Origin of the sequence: Peptidiphaga gingivicola (genome assembly GCF_001652275.1) — a bacterium.
GTDB classification, from domain to species: Bacteria; Actinomycetota; Actinomycetes; order Actinomycetales; family Actinomycetaceae; genus Peptidiphaga; species Peptidiphaga gingivicola.
Map to the genome: position 1 here is coordinate 1,532,691 of NZ_LVZK01000001.1, position 16,140 is coordinate 1,548,830.

Consider the following 16,140-nt stretch of genomic DNA (forward strand, 5'->3'; position numbering starts at 1 on the left):
ATGGACTTTCGCCCCATAGGCATCTTCGACTCCGGCGTTGGCGGGCTCACCGTTGCGCGCGCGATCATCGACCAATTTCCAGAGGAGTCGATCACCTACATCGGCGACACCGCCCACACCCCGTACGGGCCGAAGCCGATCGCCCAGGTGCGCGAGTTGGCCTTGGACATCATGGACAGCCTCGTCGACTCCGGCGTCAAGATGCTCGTCATCGCCTGCAACTCGGCGTCGGCCGCGGTGCTGCACGACGCGCGCGAGCGCTATCAGGCCGCACGCTCGATCCCCGTCGTCGAAGTCATCCAGCCCGCGGTCAGGCGCGCGGTGTCAGCCACGCGGAACCGGCGCATCGGCGTCATCGGAACGGAGGCGACAATCGGGTCGGGCGCCTACGAGGACGCCTTCGCGGCGGCGCCGCACCTGACGCTGACGACGGCGGCCTGCCCCGAGTTCGTCGAACTGGTCGAGGCGGGAATCACCGCGGGCCCGCAGGTCGAGGAGGTCGCCGAGCGCTACCTCGCGCCCGTGCGCGACGCCGGAGTGGACACACTCGTGCTCGGATGCACGCACTATCCGCTGCTCGCGGGGGCCATCGGATACACGATGGGCGAGTCCGTCACGCTCGTTTCGTCCGCGGACGAAACCGCCCGCGACGTCTACGCCAAGCTCGCCTCCCGGGACCTGTTCGCCCCGCCCGGAAACGAGCCTGACCGCCGCTTTTATGCGACGGGGGACCCCGCCCGATTCGGCGAGCTCGCGGGAAGGTTTCTCGGCCCGGAGGTCGGCGCGGCGCGTTCGATCTCCCAGATCAGCTCGGGGGTGAGCGCATGAGACTGACCGTCATCGGCTGCTCGGGCTCGATGTCCGGCAGGTTTTCGGCGGCGTCGGCCTATCTTCTCCAAGCCGACGGGGAGGACGAAGACGGCAGGCTGCGCACATACTCGGCCGTCCTCGACTTCGGCCCCGGAGCCATGGGCCAGCTTCTCAACTACCTTGACCCGGCCGACCTCGACGCGATGGTGCTCAGCCATCTGCACACCGACCATTGCGCCGACATCATCGGCATGCAGGTGTATCGGCGCTGGCTTCCCGGCGGGCCGCTTGCGCGGATCCCCGTCTACAGCCCGGGCGACGGGCAGTACCGCACCCGCCAGCTCGGCGGGGACCCGGACGAGGAGACCTACGAGGGCGAGTTCGAGTTCAAGCAGATCGGGCCGGGCGACGTCGTCGAGATAGGCCCGATGAAGCTGGAGGCTTTCGCCGCCGATCACACGGTGCCCTGCGTGGGGTTGAGGGTGAGCGGGCCGAGCGACCTCGGCCCGGGCAATGCCACCCTCGGCTACACCGGCGACACCGACCTGTGCGACACGGAGGTGGAGATGGCTCGGGGCGTCGACCTCCTTCTCTCGGAGTGCGCGTTCGAAGACGGGCGCGACTCGGTGCGCGGCGTCCACATGACGGGTTCGCGCGCCGGGGAGCTCGCCCAGCGGGCGGGCGCGGCGAGGCTGCTTTTGACGCATCTTCAGCCGTGGACCGACCCCGAGGCGGTTCGGCGGAGCGCCGAGCGCGTCTACGAGGGCCCCGTGCGGGCCGTGCTTCCGGGTGAGGAGCACCGCGTCTGAAAGCGGTAGGATCGCACGCATGAGTCAACGAGCAGACGGCCGAGCCGCCCACGACATGCGTCCCGTGTCCATCTCCCGAGGCTGGCTCGACGCAGGCGAGGGCAGCGTTCTCGTCTCCTTCGGCAAAACAACGGTTTTGTGCGTCGCCTCTTTTACGGAAGGCGTTCCGCGCTGGCGCAAGGACACCGGCCTGGGCTGGGTGACCGCCGAGTACTCGATGCTTCCCCGCGCCACGGACGAACGCTCGGCCCGGGAGTCGGTCAAAGGAAAGATCGGCGGAAGGACGCACGAAATTTCGCGGCTGATCGGCCGCGCTCTGCGCGCCTGCGTCGACATGCGGGCCCTCGGCGAGAATACAATCCAGCTCGATTGCGACGTCCTTCGGGCCGACGGCGGCACCCGCACGGCGTCGATCACCGGCGCCTTTGCAGCGTTGGCCGACGCCGTCGATTGGGCTGTGGGGAAAGGGATCGTCAAGCCGCGCAGGCCTGTTTTCAGCGACACGGTGAGCGCAGTGTCGGTCGGCGTCGTCGACGGGCGCCCGGTGCTCGACCTGCCCTACGAGGAGGACTCGCGCGCCGACACCGACATGAATGTGGTCGCGACAGGCGCCGGCCAGTTCATCGAGATCCAGGGAACCGCCGAGCGCGCGCCCTTCTCAAGGGGCGAGCTGGGGGAGCTTTTGGACCTCGCCGCGATCGGGACGGCTCATTTGGCCGCCGTCCAGAAAGAGGCGCTGACGGGCGAGAACCCCATCGATCCTCGGATCGTCGCCGGATGGGAGGATCGATGAAGCTTGTGTTGGCCACCCGCAATCCGCACAAAGTCGCGGAGCTGCGCGCGATTCTTCTGCCGCTCCTGCCCGGAGCGCAGATCCTGGGCGCCGAGGCGTTCGACGTCCCCGAGCCGGTCGAGGACGAGGTGACCTTCGCGGGCAACGCCCTCATCAAGGCCAGGCAGCTGGCGGAGGCGACCGGCCTGCTCGCCCTCGCCGACGACTCGGGCATCTGCGTGGACGCGATGGGCGGGGCGCCGGGGGTGTTTTCCGCGCGGTGGTGCGGAAGGCACGGCGACGACGCCGCGAACCTGGAGCTCTTGCTGGCGCAGATGGCCGACGTTCCGGAGAGGCGCCGCGGGGCGTCTTTTGTGTGCGCCGCGGCGATGGCCGCCCCCGACGGACGCGAGGAGGTCGCCGAGGGGGTCATGCGCGGAAGCCTCCTCTTCGCCCCGCGCGGCGAGAACGGATTCGGATACGACCCGATATTCAGGCCCGAGGGCCTCTCGGTTTCCAGCGCCGAGCTGACGCCCGAGCGCAAGGAAGCGATATCGCACCGCGGAAAGGCGTTTCGGGCGCTGGCAGCGAGGATTTAGGCGTCGCAGCCGAGCACGGCGAGGGCGCGGCGAAGCAGGGATGCGTGCGCGGGAATGAGCTCGGCTTGGAGCTCGCGCGTACGGGCTTCCCCGGGCGTGAACCACGAGAATTCGAGCGAATCGTCGCCCGGGTTGCAGTCGCCCTGCATGGCGACGATGTAGGCGAGGGAGACGGCGTGCTGGCGCGGGTCGTGCCAGCCTTCCCCCATGGGGAAGTACTCGCCGACGGTGAAAGGCGTGAGCATCGCCGGGATTCGGGGGAGCGCCATGGGGCCGAGGTCTTTGTCGATGTGCCGCGCGAGCGCCTCGCGAATCGTCTCGTAGAGCAGGATGCGCCCGGACGGGAAAGCTCGGTTGATTCCTTCGTCGTCGGCGCACAAAAGCATTCCCACCGCTTCCAGGGCGCCCGCCTCGTCAAGGCGAACCGGGACGATGTCGACGTAGACCATGGGAACCTTTTCGCGGACGAAGCGCAGGTCCTCGGGCGGCAACCAGGGGCCGATGGCATCCGAATCGATTTCGCTCATGCGTTTAGTGTGCCAGGGAGATTCTGGCCGCCGCTTCCTGAACGGAGGTTTTCTCGCCGGGTGAACGGGGCGGGGCATGGGCGGTCGAAACGAGGCGGCAGTGGCAAGATAGTCGCATGGTCAAACTCGACGTCGGCGACATTGCGCCCGATTTCACCCTCCCGAGCACCGACGGCGACATCCGGCTGTCCGAGGCGCTGGGCAAGGCGGAAAAGGGCGTGATCGTCTACTTCTACCCCAAGGCGATGACGCCCGGATGCACAACCGAGGCGTGCGACTTCCGCGACAGCCTGAACTCCCTGAAAGGCGCAGGATACTCGGTCGTCGGAGTTTCGCCGGATTCGCTGGGCTCCCTGGAGAAGTTCGCCCGGCGCGACGCCCTGAACTTCCCGCTGGCCAGCGATCCCGAGCGCGACGTCATGGAGGCGTACGGCGCCTTCGGCGAGAAGAAGAACTACGGGAAGATCGTGCGAGGGGTCATCCGATCGACGTTCGTCGTGGGCAAGGACGGCAAAATTCTCCTCGCCAATTGCAACGTCAAGGCCAAGGGGCATGTGGCGCGGCTGCGCAAGGAACTGGGGATCGACTAGCCGTTTTCCCGCGGATGGTCGGCGACGGCGCAACGGATGGGCGGCTTGCGCCGCGGCGCCCGAAGAGGGCGGCTGTTTGCGACGCGTTTGCCGCTCAGTCGCGCCGCCGTCGGAAAAGGCGCTGGCGATGTGCCGGGCGGCGTGCGCCGAGGACGGCGATGGCCGGCGGTTCCGCAAGCCGTTAGAATGTGATGGCAGCGCGCGAGTGGCGGAATTGGTAGACGCGCCAGATTTAGGTTCTGGTGCCTTAGGGCGTGTGGGTTCGAGTCCCACCTTGCGCACGATGCGGCATCGAGGGCGTGTTCGAGGAGGTTGCGGTGCCAAGCAACAAGATGATCGGAGAGTTCTCGCAAAAGCCGAAGACCGACGCGTACTTTCAGGCGATCGATGCGTACGTGATGGGCCTGGGCAGCGTAAAAAAAGAGCTTCGTTCTCAGCTCAGCTACTCGGTCAATCGAAAATTCCTCTGGATGTGGGCATATGAGAAAACCGGCGACGGAACGCTCTATCTCAATGTCGCTTTGGATCACAGGGAGGACTTTCCCGGCATTCACAGGGTCTCCCAAGTCGGCGCCCGCCGGTGGAACCATCACGTTGTAGTGAAGTCCCTCGAGACGGCGAATAGCTCGTGGCTCCAGGAACTGATAAGGAAGGGGTTTGAATTTTCCTGCCGATGACAGGAAACTTGGCGTCCGCCGTCATCGCCTCGTGTCGTCTCGTCATCGCCTCGGCATGGGAAACTGCCGTTGCCCCAGCCTGGCCGGACGCCTGGCCGCCTCGGGAGCATCGCTCCTCGATGAGTTGGCCGCCGAGAATTCAGCCTCCGAACACGGCTTCGCGGACGCGATCGACCGGCATGGCGACGTCGAGCCAGATTTCCTCGGCGATGGCGGCCTGCCACAAGAGCATTCCGAGCCCGTCGATCGCGGTGGCTCCGGCATGGGCGGCGAGGGCGAGCAGCTTCGTCTCGCGCGGGTGGTAGACGGTGTCCACCACGGCCTGGCCGGGGCGGAGCCATTCTTCCTTGACGTTTGATTGGCTTTCGAGGGGCGCCATGCCCACCCGGGTGGCGTCCACGACGATGTCCGCTTCCCGCACGGCCCGCTCGAGGGCGGCCTCGTCGGCGACGTCGGTGAGCGTCAGACTCACGCCCGTGCGCTCGGAGAGCGCGGCGATCTTCTGCGACGTCGGCCCGAAGGACGCGTTGGCGCGTTTGAAGACGGAGACCCTCCCCGCGCCGTCGAGCGCGGCCTGAGTGTAAACCGCCGAGCCCGCGCCGCCCGCGCCGATGACCGCGACGTCCGCGCCCGCCACGGCGAAGTCTCGCTCGGCGACCGACCGCAGCAGGCCCGCTCCGTCGGTGTTGTGGCCGATGAGCCGATCGCCCTCGCGCTTGACCGTGTTGACCGCGCCCATGAGCCGGGCCGCGGGGGAGAGCTCGTCGAGATGCTCGATCACGGCGGCCTTGCACGGCATCGTCACGTTGAAGCCCGCGAAGCCCATGGCGCGCGCGCCCGCGACGGCGGCGCCTATGGCCGAGGGGACGACGTCGTGGCACAGGTAGACGCAGTCGAGCCCGAGCTCGGCGAAGGACGCATTGTGCATGGCCGGGGAGAGCGAATGCTCCACGGGCGAGCCGAAAAGGGCAAAAGCCTTCGTGCGGCCGGATATCATCGGGTCTCCTTCGACGGGGTTTCGCGAAGCGACCGTGCACGCGGGAACGCGTGGAGCGATGCGCTTGCGGGGACGCCTCAAGGATACCTGCGCGCCGATCGGCCGCTATTTGGGAGGGTCCGCGTAGAGGCCTTCGACGACGTCGGCGTGGCGCTCGAGGACGTCGGCGCGCTTGACCTTCATCGACGGGGTGAGCAGGCCGTTCTCCTCCGTGAAGTCGCCGTTGACCACCGTGAATTTGCGGATTGACTCGGCGCGCGAGACCTGCTCGTTCGTCCGGTCCACTGCCCGCTGGAGCGCTTCGAGGACGGCCGGATGGCGCGCCGCGGAGGCGGCGTCCATGTGCGGCAGGCCGTGCCCGCGCAGCCAGCCGGGAAGCATGTCGGCGTCGAGGGTGATGAGCGCGGCGACGAAGGGGCGTTTGTCGCCGACGGCCACGACCTGCGAGATGAGCGGGTGCCCGCGCAGCTTGTCCTCGAGGACGGCCGGGGCGACGTTCTTGCCTCCCGCGGTGACGATGAGTTCCTTCTTCCTTCCGGTGACGGAGAGGAACCCGTTCTTGTCGATCGCGCCGACGTCGCCCGTGCGGAACCAGCCTTTCTCGAACGCCTCGGATGTGGCTGAGGGGTTGTTGTGATATCCGCGGAAAATGTGCGGGCCCTTGAGGAGGATTTCGCCGTCGTCGGCGATTTTCACCGCGGTTCCCGGAAGGGGCTGACCCACCGTGCCCATCTTGAAGGCGCCGGGGCGGTTGGCGGTGGACGGGCCGGAGGTCTCGGTCAGGCCGAAGGCCTCAATGACCGAGAGGCCGATGCCGCGATAGAAGTGGCCGAGCCATTTTCCCAAAGGGGCGCCCGCCGATATCGCGTACCGGCAGTTCGAGCCCAGGGCGGCGGTGATCTTCTTCCACACGAGTGTGCGCGCGAGAGCCCGCTGGAGGAGGAACAGCGGCCCGTGGAACCTCTTGCGCGAGTTGCGCACGGCCACGTGCGCCGCCCAGCGGAAGATTTTGAGCCGCAGCCCGCGCACCTTCGCCTCGGCCGCGTTGTAGACCTTCTCCAGGACCCGCGGCACGCACAGGAGAGCCGAGGGCTCAAAGGATTGGATGTCGGTCAACAGGTGCTTGACGTTGGGCACGTGCGCGACCCGCCCGCGCCCGGCGACGGCGAAGTAGAAGACGACCCTTGCCATGACGTGGGCGAGGGGGAGGAAGAGGAGGATTCTGCTGTCGCAGCGGTCGATGATCGGCCCTTCGGCGGCGAGGGTGGACATCGTGATCGCCGCGATGTTGCCGTGGGTCAGCTCGACGCCCTTCGGGTTTCCCGTGGTGCCGGAGGTGTAGATGATCGTCGCCGTGTCCTCGCCGGTCAGCGCATTTTTCCTCTCCAGCACGCGGGCCTCCTCGATCTTCGAGCCGGCCGCGTACAGCTGTTGCAAACCGTCGCTGTCGTAGACGAGCGTCGGCATGAGGCCGGGCGTCTTCACAGAGTCGACTGCGGCGGCGTGTGCGGCCGAGTCGGTCAGGACGAGGCGGACGTCGGCGTCGGAGACGATCCAGCGAATCTGTTCGGCGGAGCTCGACTCGTAGATCGGAACCACTGTGAGGCCCGCGTACAGGGCCGCCATGTCCAGCAGGCTCCACTCGTAGGAGGTCGCGCCGAAAATCGAGACCGCCTCGCCCGGTTTCAGGCCGAGCCCGATGAGCCCGCGGGCCGCCTGAATGACGTCCGACTCGAACTCGGCCGCGGTGATCTTCACCCAGGAGGCGCCGATCTCCGTGCGGCGTTCGATGCAGACGCCGTTGGGGGTTTTCGCTGCGCGTCGGGCGAGGAGCCACGGCACGGTCATATGGGATTTGATCGCTGCAACTGGCTTGTCGGACCACGATCCGTCACGATGTTTCTTCACGGGCGCTCCTGACGTTGGGGTGCGGCATTGGGAGAATACACGGCCAGGCTAGCCGTTTTGAAACTGCGTTACACATCGGCGTCGGCTCCGCCGCATGCGCGAGACGTATCTCACGCTAAAATCCCCGTATGAAGATTGCACGAATCGGGCTCGACCAGGGCCCGCGATACGCCGTCGTCGACGAAGAGGGCGACGAGCTCATCCTCCTCGCCGACGATCCGCTGTTCGGCGAGGGCAAGCCCACCGGCCAGCGGCTCAGGTCAGAAGACGTCCGGCTGGTCTCTCCGATGATCCCGCGCTCGAAGGTAGTCGGCTTCGGCGGCTCCTATCCCGACGGCGAGCCCCCCGCCTCGACGGACGACCTCCTCGTCTTCCTCAAACCCAACACCTCCGTCGTCGGGCCGGACGACCCGATCGTGCTTCCGCCCCACCTTCCTGAGGTCGTGCACGAGGTCGAACTCGCCGTGGTCATCGGGCGCGTTGCCAAAGACGTTCCTCCCGAGCGGGCCCACGAGGCGATCCTCGGGTACACCGTCGCCGACGACGTCACCGGAGTCCACGCGAACCTCGCCGTCGCCAAGGGGACGGACACGTTCTGCCCCGTCGGCCCGTACATCGAGACCGAGCTCGACCCGTCCGATCTGGCGCTGGCCTCGCGGATCGACGGCGAGCTCTCGCGCGAAGGCCGCACGTCGCAGCTCGCCTTCTCGGTTCCCGAACTCGTCTCGCACGCTTCGAAGATGTTCACCCTGCTGCCCGGGGACATCGTACTGACCGGTTCGCCGGGCGTGCGCGGCGTCGACCCGCAGATCGCGTCGGGGCAGACCGTCGAGGTCGAATGCGAGGGAATCGGAAGGCTCCGCAATCCCGTCATCCGGCGATGAGGCCGCATGTTTGGCGCTGAGGCTGCGTCGAGGCTGCGTCCGTCGCCGAGGCCGTGGGCGCCGAGGTCGCCCCGGCGCTGCGGGCGAGGCTGAAGACGGGCGAGGGCACGAGTGAAAAAGACGTATGAGGCGTGTGGCGCGGCAAACGAGCCGCGCCACACGCCTTCCTGTCGATTATGCAGCCGCCGAGGGCAGGCGTCAGTCGTTGCGCCTGCGACTGGACGTCAGGACGTGCCGCTCGAGGGGCGTGCACACGAGCAGGGCCAGCAGCGTCAGCGCAAAACCCACGCCCAAGACTCCTGCGAGCTGTATGAATGCAGCGTTCGACGGCGTCTCGTTCATGAAGCTGATGACCAGGAAGCAGCCCAATCCGGCGCCGATCACCGAGGTGGCCGCCAAGGGGCCGAGAACCTGGTGAAGCCTGCTGAGCGTGAAGACGCGGAAGGGGAATCCGACCTTCGACAGGGCAATCGTCTGATCCGCCCTCTCGAAGACCAGGCTCGCCTGGTTCGTGAGCGAGGACTGCGCCGCGACGGCGAATCCAAAGGCGAGGGTGATCCACACGCCGAACTTGATGTCGCGGAGTGCCCACTCGAACCCGGGGTTGGTGCTGTCTGGGGCAGCGCTCACAAAGCCCGCGACGAAGCACAGGAGCGCGACTCCGCCGACCGTCCGCCACACGGCGCGCGGATCGTCCAAAAGGCGTCGAACGGCGAGCAGACGCGGCACCGAGGAGGTTTTCGTCAGCGGCCGCGCCGCGACCTGAAGCAGCCACGGCCCGACCAGCGAGAACGCCGCGACGAAGAGCCCGACGAAGATTCCCACGGACACGAGCGCGGAGGTTTCCACCCTCGAGCCTTCACGGCTGCTCGACCAGTAGACAAAGGCAAGACCGGCGACGACGAAGAGAACCAAGCGCCACATTTTCAGCGCTTTCGGCGTTTCCCTGCGCGTGACGCCGAGGGGGGAGATGCGCACCTTTTGCAGGCCGACGACGGTCGAGGCCATGGCGATGAACAGCAAAACGGCGAGCAGCCCGAGCATGGCCGCTATCGGGAGCATCATGAGCGAAGTGTCGATGGAAACCTTGAAGAAGCTGGCGTTGCCCCAGGCAGGAAGCGTGGCGTAGTAAAGGACGACGCCGGCAACCGCGCCGATGAGCCATTGGGCGGCCGTTTCGACGAGGGCCATTCGGACCGTCTGCGAACCGGTCACGCCGATCAGGCGCAAGGTTGCGAGCCTGCGGGCGCGGGCCTGCGCGCCGAGCCTCGCGGCGGAGGACCCGAGCGCGAAGATCGGGATGACGAGCAGCGCGCCCGCCACGACCGACAGAAGGTAGTACGTGAGCATTGCATCGGCGTTGTGCTCGCCGATCGCCCGAATGATTCTCGCGGGCCTTTCGTCGTTCAGCGTCTTGAACATCCAGATGCCGCCGGCCACCGTCAGGGCGATGAGGGTCGACAGGGCGAAGGAAACCACGGCCAGGACGTCCAGCCATGCCGCTCCGGATCGCATTTTTATCCTTGCCACGGCAAGGCGGGGGGCGAGTCGGGTCGTCGGGCTCATGAGCGGACTCCCTTCGCGGTCGTGTCGGCGTGGATGCGTCCGTCGCGAATCTCGATGAGCCTGTCGCACCAGGCCGCGACATTGGGATCGTGGGTGACCACCACAAGGGTGGCGCCGCCCATGCGCGCCGTCGTCGTCAGAATCTGCATGATTTCGTGCCCGGTCGCCTGGTCGAGCGCGCCTGTCGGCTCGTCGGCGAAGACAACCGAAGGCGACGAGGCCAGCGCCCGCGCCACGGCTACGCGCTGAGCCTGCCCGCCGGACATTTCGCCCGGCCTCCTCTTGCGCTCGGATTCCAGCCCGACCTTGGTCAGCCACGAGTTGGCCTCCCTGATGGCGGACCGACGCGAGGCTCCCGCGAGCATGAGGGGGAGGGCGACGTTCTCGTTTGCGGGAAGCTCGGGGACCAGCTGGCCGTCCTGGAAGACGAATCCGAAGGCCTTCAGCCGCAGGCGCGAGCGCCCTGCGTCGTTCAAACTCGTGACCGACGTTCCGCCGACGGTTATCTCGCCGGATGTCACGGGGAGTATCCCCGAAAGGCAGTGCAGGAGAGTCGACTTGCCCGAGCCGGACGGGCCCATGACGGCCACGGACTGTCCGGCGGGGATCGTGACGTCGACTCCCGCGAGCGCCTTGACGGCGCCAAAGTTCTTCACCAGGTTTCGCCCTGTCAGGGCCGTTTGCGTTGCGTTTGCGTTCATGTTTTCCATTGAACAGCGAATGCGGCAGGCGGACCATGGTGCTGCGTATCGAAAGGGGGTAGAGCCAGCTCTACTGTTTTTCGGCGGTGCGGCCGGGCTCGGCCGCCTGCGCCGGAAGCTTTACGCGGCGTCGAGGCAGGACATTTCTCCGCCGCGAGGTAGGGTATCGCCCATGGGAAAGGAACAGACGGCGCGAGTGCACCGGGCGGTCGCCCGGGCCGTCGCGGCGTCCGCGGCCGTGACGCTGACTTCTACGGTCCTCGTTTTTCCCTTGCTCGGCGAATTGGTGTCGGCGATCGCTTCCGGCTCGCTGAGCTATGCCGTCCTCGGAGCCTGCGGCGGAGGGACGGCCTTTGTCGCGGCGCTCGCGGTGCGGGCCGCGGTCAGAGCCGTCCGCCGCGCCGCCGAGAGAATCCAGACGGTCTACGGGCGGGTCAGCCCCGAAGACCTTGCGGAGCTGACCGAGTCGCGCCGCGAAATCGTGGCCGCGTTCGAGATCGAGCGCCGCCGCATTGAGCGCGACCTTCACGACGGCGCGCAGCAATACCTCGTCGCCGCCTCGATCGACGTCGGCGAAGCGGATTTGCTTTTGGATTCGGCGACCGCGGGCGGGGCCGTGGTTCCCGAGAAAATGGCCGAGGTCCGCGCGCTTTTGGGCAAGGCGCAGGACGACGCCGAAAGCGCTCTGCGCGCCCTGAGAAACACCGTGGCCGGGATCCACCCCAAGGTGCTCTCGGACCTCGGGCTGGAGGCTGCCGTCCGGTCCCTCGCGGCCTCCTCGCCCCTGAAAGTCGAGGTCTTCGTTCCCAATCGGCTTCCCGCCATTCCCGAAGGCGTCATCGCCGCCGCGTACTTCCTCGTTTCCGAGGGCTTGACGAACGTCGCAAAGTACGCGCCCGCGGCCCGCGTCTCGGTGCTGCTGGCCGCAGACGAGGACCTCCACGTCTCCGTCAGCGACGACGGCCCCGGCGGGGCGAGCGTGCAGCCCGACCGCGGCCTTTCCGGCATGCGCGAACGGCTCGCCGCATTCGGGGGCGTTCTCGAAGTCGTCAGCCCTCCCGGGGGGCCGACGACGCTGACGGGGCGGATCCCGCTCCTTTTGCGGCAAGGGGAATTCGGTGTGGTTCCGGCAAAAGGCCGCGAAGGCGTCGGCGAGATGGGCGACGACGCAAGCGGCAGCGTGCCGGAGACGAGACGGGCGGCTAAAGCCGACTGGCGAAGCCCGGGCGAGAAGACTCGGAAAGAATGGTGAGGCGTGCCGGAGCGGCCGAAGCGCGAGGGCGGCCGAAGCGCTTGAAAGCGGGCGAGGCGTGAGAAAGCCGCCGGGGCGCGCGAAAGCCGGCAAAGTGCGAGAGAATCGGCAAGGCACGACAACAGCGGCGCACGGGGGCGAGGGCCCGCCGGCCCGCCGCGAAAAGGAGAGAGAATGAGGCTAGTGGTAGCCGACGATTCGGCGCTGTTCCGCGAAGGCATCGTCGGCCTTTTGATGAGGCAGGGCCACGAGATCGCCGCGGAGGCCGCCAGCGCGGACGAGCTCGTCGAAGCGGCCGCGCGTACCGCCCCGGACGTGGTCGTCACGGATGTGCGCATGCCGCCCGGAATGTCCGACGACGGTCTGAGGGCGGCCGTGCAAATCCGGGAGAGCCAGCCTGAGATTGGGATCATGGTGCTCTCCCAATATGTCGCACCCGCCTACGCCGCCGAACTGTTCGAGCCGAGCGCGCCGATCGACGGCGTCGGGGGACTGGGCTACCTCCTCAAGGACAGAGTGGCCAGGGTCGCCGATTTCATCCGGTCTTTGAGGGTCGTAGAGGCCGGCGGCGTCGTCGTGGACCCGGAAGTGGCCAGCTCCCTGGTCAAGGGCCGCTCATCGTGGCTCAACGGGTTGACGGCCAGGGAAAGCGAGGTCCTCGAACTCATGGCCCAGGGGCTGTCCAACCACCAGATCTGCGAGCGCATGTTCCTCTCTACGGCGGCGGTCTCCAAACACGTGGCAAACGTATTCTCCAAGCTCGGCATGCTCCCCGGAGAGGAGAACCGGAGGGTGCGGGCGGTGCTGGCCTACCTGACGGAGAAGCGGAACTGAGGAGCCTTCGCCGACCCGGAACTGAGGAGCCTTCGCCGACCCGGAACTGAGTGGCGCCCGCGCGGGGCTGAGCGCGTTGAAGTGGAGCCGTTTGGCGCCCGCGCGGGGCTGAGTGCGTCGAAATGGGGTTGAGCGTGCGCTGAAGAGAGCGCGTGCCTGAGAAAAGGTGCGCAAGCCGAAGAACTGAAGCGTGCCGCGTAAAAAAGTACGCCAGTGCACCGTGCGATTGTCCGTCTGCCCGGCATGCGCCCCGACTGTCGGGGCAAAGCTGGTACGTTTGACCTAAAAGCGACGGGGTGTGCTTCGTTGCGGCGAGCGATTCAGGAGGAAGCGGATGAAGCCATACGTGGGATCCGAGGTCGGGCGGCTCAAGCAGGTTCTCCTGCATCGCCCCGGCAAGGAGATGTTGAGGCTCACCCCCTCCAACAAAGACGATTTGCTCTTCGACGACGTCCTTTGGCTCGAACGGGCCCAGCACGAGCACGACGTCTTCGCCGAGACGCTGCGTTCGCGCGGCGTCGAGGTCCTCTACCTAGCCGACCTGCTCGCCGAAGCGCTCGCGGACCGCGAGGCCCGCGAGCGCGTGCTCGACGTCGTCGTTACGGAGGAGGCCTGCGGCCCCGGAATCGAGGAGGCGGTGCGAAACTATGCCGAGTCGCTGCCTGACGCCGAGCTCGCCGAACTCCTCATTGCGGGCGTGACAAAGGCCGAGCTGCTCGACCGAGCCGATGTGCAAGAGTCTCTGACGCTCCGCACGCTCGGCGCCGACGACTGCCTTCTGGCCCCGCTTCCCAACCACCTTTTCACGCGCGACACGTCCTCGTGGATCTACGGCGGCGTCTCGATCAATCCGATGTGCCGCCCGGCGCGCGTGCGCGAGAGCGTGAACGAGGAGGCGATCTACCTCCACCATCCGCGCTTCGCCGACGCCGATTTCACGGTGTTGGGCGACGGCGTGGGATCGGGCTTCGCCTCCGTCGAGGGCGGGGACGTCCTCGTCATGGGGAACCGCTCGGTCCTCGTCGGGCTGAGCGAGAGGACGAGCCCGCAGGGGGTTGAAAGGCTCGCCCTTCAGCTCTTTGAGGCGGGCGAGGCAGAGCGGGTCGTCGCCGTCGAAATGCCGAAGGCACGGGCGCAGATGCATCTGGACACCGTGATGACGATGGCCGACGAGGGCACATTCGTCAAGTATGCGGGCCTGGGAATGCTGCGCTCCTACACGATCCGTCCCGGGGACGCGAAGAGTCCCCTGCACGTGGAGGCAAATGCGCCGGAGAGGATGCACGCCGTCATCGCGGAGGCGTTGGGCCTCGATTCGGTGCGGGTTTTGACGACGCCGCAGGATTCCCTCGCGGCCGAGCGGGAGCAGTGGAACGACGGGGCGAATCTGCTGGCCGTCGCCCCCGGCGCCGTGGTCGTTTACGAAAGGAACACCGTTACCAACGAGTATCTTTCCGAGCAGGGCATTGAGGTTCTGCCGATTCCGGGGAATGAACTGGGGCGCGGGCGCGGAGGCCCTCGTTGCATGAGCTGCCCGACGGTCCGCGCCGAGAACTGACCGTCTACCGGGGCGGGGATTCCCCTGTCCCGGGAACCGGCGGCGCATTCGGGCAACTGACGGCGCGCATCGAGGATTGAAAGCGCGTTCCGAAAACCGTCGGCGCGCACCGGCGACCAGGCGTTTGCAAGGGAAAACGACGTTAGCCGCAGGCAGATGCGAGTCGCTTTCCGCCCGTCTTCGAGAGAATCGCCGAAAGGAGTTGAAACTGGGAGGAAATAGGCGTTTCCTAGATACGCAAGCATCGCACGAACGCATCACCGTTCTCACATAGGAGCGTCTGAAAATGGCGAAAATCGTCAACTCATGGAACGACTTCGACCCCCTCAAGAGGGTCATTCTGGGGCGCGCGGACAATTCGGTCATTCCGCCCGAGGAGCCGGCGACCTCGGAGAAAGTGCCGATCGACTCCGAAATGCGCGGAATGTGGGGGCCGCGTCCCACCGAAACCGTCGAAAAGGCCAACGCCCAGCTTGACTACCTCGCCAAGGTCCTTCAGGACAACGGCGTCGTCGTCGACAGGCCGACGCCGCTGCAGTGGAATCAGGCGATCGTCACGCCCGACTTCCGCACCGACTCCGGTTTCACGCAGATGCCTCCCCGCGACATTCTGCTCACCGTCGGCAACGAGATCATGGCCTCGGCCAACTCCTTCCGGTGCCGGTACTTCGAGTACCTCGCCTACTGGGACCTCATGGGCCAATACTTCGAGGAGGACCCCGAATTCAAGTGGACTCAGGCTCCGCGGCCGCGGCTGACGGACAAGTCGTACAAGCACAACTATTACGACGAGCGGATCACGATTGAGGAGCGCCTGGAGCGCACGGCCGCCAAGGACTTCGTCACGACGGAGGTCGAGCCGATGTGGGACGCGGCCGACGTCATGCGCTTGGGCAGAGACCTGTTCATCCAGCACGGCCTGACCACGAATCGCAAGGCGATGGAATGGTTCAAGCGCTACTACCCGGATCTGCGGGTGCACGCTGTGAACTTCCCCGGCGATCCCTACCCGATCCACATCGACGCGACCTTCGTGCCGCTGCGGCCCGGCCTCATCATCAACAACCCGCAGCGCCGCCTGCCCGAGGAACAGCGCAAGATCTTCGAGGCCAACGACTGGCAGATCGTCGATGCCGCGCAGCCGGCCCACGAGACCCCGCCTCCGCTGTGCTACTCCTCCGTGTGGCTGTCGATGAACTGCCTCGTCCTCGATCACAAGACGGTGATCTGCGAGGCGTCCGAGGTCCATCAGATGGAGCAGATGGACAAGCTGGGAATGAACGTCATTCCGGTTCCGTTCCGCGACGCCTACCCGTTCGGCGGCGGCTTGCACTGCGCCACCGCCGACGTCTACCGCGAAGGCGGCAAGGAAGACTACTTCCCCAACCAGGTGGAAGACCCGACGCTTGTGTGACCGTGCGCTCGTGACGAAGGCGGCCTCCGCGTTTCTGCGCGGGGGCCGCCTTTGCGCTTCTAGCGCGCGGCCGACCGTCGATTCCGGCGTGCTGCGGCCTGCCGCGTGTGCGCCGATTGGCTTTGGGCCAGCCGCGCTGAAACGCAGACGCGCGATCTGAAGCGCAGACACGCGATGCCGAGTGAATAAAAATTCGAAAACTGTTTCCGTATCGCCGCCTCAAGGTTCTTCACCTCGTTCGA

General features: G+C 66.7%; 16 protein-coding genes and 1 tRNA gene. 12 read left to right on the top strand and 5 right to left on the bottom strand.

Going from position 1 to position 16,140, the window contains the following annotated elements; genetic code table 11:
• Genes murI through rdgB form a run of 4 tightly spaced genes read left to right on the top strand, consistent with a single transcriptional unit; the run spans position 1 to position 2,990 of the window.
• Complete coding sequence (gene murI, locus A4H34_RS06315; protein WP_009198964.1) at positions 1-828, top strand: glutamate racemase; 828 nt, start codon at positions 1-3, stop codon at positions 826-828.
• On the top strand, positions 825-1,619 hold the full coding sequence (locus A4H34_RS06320; RefSeq protein ID WP_064231414.1) for an MBL fold metallo-hydrolase: 795 nt from the start codon (positions 825-827) through the stop codon (positions 1,617-1,619). Before murI ends, A4H34_RS06320 begins: the two co-directional genes overlap by 4 nt.
• 19 nt (positions 1,620-1,638) lie before the next feature.
• Positions 1,639-2,412 carry a ribonuclease PH gene (gene rph, locus A4H34_RS06325; RefSeq protein WP_064231415.1) on the top strand — a complete coding sequence of 258 codons (774 nt, stop codon included), beginning with the start codon at positions 1,639-1,641 and terminating at the stop codon, positions 2,410-2,412.
• Complete coding sequence (gene rdgB, locus A4H34_RS06330; protein WP_064231416.1) at positions 2,409-2,990, top strand: RdgB/HAM1 family non-canonical purine NTP pyrophosphatase; 582 nt, start codon at positions 2,409-2,411, stop codon at positions 2,988-2,990. The genes rph and rdgB overlap by 4 nt, the downstream gene beginning before the upstream one ends.
• Here rdgB and A4H34_RS06335 read toward each other — a convergent pair.
• Positions 2,987-3,517: a DUF4916 domain-containing protein gene (locus A4H34_RS06335; protein ID WP_064231417.1), complete on the bottom strand. Its 531-nt coding sequence runs from the start codon at positions 3,515-3,517 to the stop codon at positions 2,987-2,989. The genes rdgB and A4H34_RS06335 overlap by 4 nt on opposite strands.
• Positions 3,518-3,633: 116 nt before the next feature.
• Between A4H34_RS06335 and A4H34_RS06340 the strand changes: the two genes are divergently transcribed.
• The 3 genes from A4H34_RS06340 to A4H34_RS06350 all read left to right on the top strand — a co-directional run bounded on the left by A4H34_RS06340 (position 3,634) and on the right by A4H34_RS06350 (position 4,784).
• The gene (locus tag A4H34_RS06340) at positions 3,634-4,107 is read left to right on the top strand and encodes a peroxiredoxin (RefSeq protein WP_064231418.1); all 474 of its coding nucleotides are present in this window, start codon (positions 3,634-3,636) and stop codon (positions 4,105-4,107) included.
• Positions 4,108-4,306: 199 nt separating this feature from the next.
• A tRNA-Leu gene (locus A4H34_RS06345) sits at positions 4,307-4,388 on the top strand.
• Positions 4,389-4,406: 18 nt separating this feature from the next.
• A complete protein-coding gene (locus A4H34_RS06350; RefSeq protein WP_231870974.1) occupies positions 4,407-4,784 on the top strand; it encodes a DUF5655 domain-containing protein in 378 nt (125 codons plus the stop codon).
• Between the two features lie 139 nt (positions 4,785-4,923).
• On the opposite strand, the gene aroE is transcribed toward A4H34_RS06350, so the two are convergent.
• Together aroE and A4H34_RS06360 are read right to left on the bottom strand one after the other, a co-directional pair.
• The gene (gene aroE / locus A4H34_RS06355) at positions 4,924-5,781 is read right to left on the bottom strand and encodes a shikimate dehydrogenase (RefSeq protein WP_064231419.1); all 858 of its coding nucleotides are present in this window, start codon (positions 5,779-5,781) and stop codon (positions 4,924-4,926) included.
• A 105-nt stretch (positions 5,782-5,886) separates the two neighbouring features.
• Positions 5,887-7,689 (bottom strand): AMP-dependent synthetase/ligase, encoded by a 1,803-nt coding sequence (locus A4H34_RS06360; RefSeq protein WP_231870975.1) that lies wholly within the window; start codon positions 7,687-7,689, stop codon positions 5,887-5,889.
• Between the two features lie 128 nt (positions 7,690-7,817).
• On the opposite strand from A4H34_RS06360, the gene A4H34_RS06365 reads away from it, so the two are divergent.
• The gene (locus A4H34_RS06365; protein WP_009198956.1) at positions 7,818-8,573 is read left to right on the top strand and encodes a fumarylacetoacetate hydrolase family protein; all 756 of its coding nucleotides are present in this window, start codon (positions 7,818-7,820) and stop codon (positions 8,571-8,573) included.
• A gap of 198 nt (positions 8,574-8,771) precedes the next feature.
• On the opposite strand, the gene A4H34_RS06370 is transcribed toward A4H34_RS06365, so the two are convergent.
• Complete coding sequence (locus A4H34_RS06370) at positions 8,772-10,088, bottom strand: FtsX-like permease family protein (RefSeq protein ID WP_064231421.1); 1,317 nt, start codon at positions 10,086-10,088, stop codon at positions 8,772-8,774.
• Positions 10,089-10,135: 47 nt separating this feature from the next.
• Positions 10,136-10,849: an ABC transporter ATP-binding protein gene (locus A4H34_RS06375; RefSeq protein ID WP_456238412.1), complete on the bottom strand. Its 714-nt coding sequence runs from the start codon at positions 10,847-10,849 to the stop codon at positions 10,136-10,138.
• 163 nt (positions 10,850-11,012) lie between these two features.
• On the opposite strand from A4H34_RS06375, the gene A4H34_RS06380 reads away from it, so the two are divergent.
• The 4 genes from A4H34_RS06380 to A4H34_RS06395 all read left to right on the top strand — a co-directional run bounded on the left by A4H34_RS06380 (position 11,013) and on the right by A4H34_RS06395 (position 15,898).
• The gene (locus A4H34_RS06380; protein WP_064231422.1) at positions 11,013-12,092 is read left to right on the top strand and encodes a sensor histidine kinase; all 1,080 of its coding nucleotides are present in this window, start codon (positions 11,013-11,015) and stop codon (positions 12,090-12,092) included.
• Between the two features lie 174 nt (positions 12,093-12,266).
• On the top strand, positions 12,267-12,926 hold the full coding sequence (locus tag A4H34_RS06385; RefSeq protein WP_009198950.1) for a response regulator transcription factor: 660 nt from the start codon (positions 12,267-12,269) through the stop codon (positions 12,924-12,926).
• A gap of 334 nt (positions 12,927-13,260) precedes the next feature.
• Positions 13,261-14,484 (top strand): arginine deiminase, encoded by a 1,224-nt coding sequence (locus tag A4H34_RS06390; RefSeq protein WP_009198949.1) that lies wholly within the window; start codon positions 13,261-13,263, stop codon positions 14,482-14,484.
• 286 nt (positions 14,485-14,770) lie between these two features.
• A complete protein-coding gene (locus A4H34_RS06395; RefSeq protein WP_009198947.1) occupies positions 14,771-15,898 on the top strand; it encodes a serine/threonine protein kinase in 1,128 nt (375 codons plus the stop codon).
• The last annotated feature ends 242 nt before the right edge of the window (positions 15,899-16,140 follow it).

Coding starts and splice junctions, on each gene's coding strand:
- murI (WP_009198964.1), top strand. CDS start 1: ATGGACTTTCGCCCCATAGGCATCTTCGACTCCGGCGTTGGCGGGCTC.
- A4H34_RS06320 (WP_064231414.1), top strand. CDS start 825: ATGAGACTGACCGTCATCGGCTGCTCGGGCTCGATGTCCGGCAGGTTT.
- rph (WP_064231415.1), top strand. CDS start 1,639: ATGAGTCAACGAGCAGACGGCCGAGCCGCCCACGACATGCGTCCCGTG.
- rdgB (WP_064231416.1), top strand. CDS start 2,409: ATGAAGCTTGTGTTGGCCACCCGCAATCCGCACAAAGTCGCGGAGCTG.
- A4H34_RS06335 (WP_064231417.1), bottom strand. CDS start 3,517: ATGAGCGAAATCGATTCGGATGCCATCGGCCCCTGGTTGCCGCCCGAG.
- A4H34_RS06340 (WP_064231418.1), top strand. CDS start 3,634: ATGGTCAAACTCGACGTCGGCGACATTGCGCCCGATTTCACCCTCCCG.
- aroE (WP_064231419.1), bottom strand. CDS start 5,781: ATGATATCCGGCCGCACGAAGGCTTTTGCCCTTTTCGGCTCGCCCGTG.
- A4H34_RS06365 (WP_009198956.1), top strand. CDS start 7,818: ATGAAGATTGCACGAATCGGGCTCGACCAGGGCCCGCGATACGCCGTC.
- A4H34_RS06370 (WP_064231421.1), bottom strand. CDS start 10,088: ATGCGATCCGGAGCGGCATGGCTGGACGTCCTGGCCGTGGTTTCCTTC.
- A4H34_RS06375 (WP_456238412.1), bottom strand. CDS start 10,849: ATGGAAAACATGAACGCAAACGCAACGCAAACGGCCCTGACAGGGCGA.
- A4H34_RS06380 (WP_064231422.1), top strand. CDS start 11,013: ATGGGAAAGGAACAGACGGCGCGAGTGCACCGGGCGGTCGCCCGGGCC.
- A4H34_RS06385 (WP_009198950.1), top strand. CDS start 12,267: ATGAGGCTAGTGGTAGCCGACGATTCGGCGCTGTTCCGCGAAGGCATC.
- A4H34_RS06390 (WP_009198949.1), top strand. CDS start 13,261: ATGAAGCCATACGTGGGATCCGAGGTCGGGCGGCTCAAGCAGGTTCTC.
- A4H34_RS06395 (WP_009198947.1), top strand. CDS start 14,771: ATGGCGAAAATCGTCAACTCATGGAACGACTTCGACCCCCTCAAGAGG.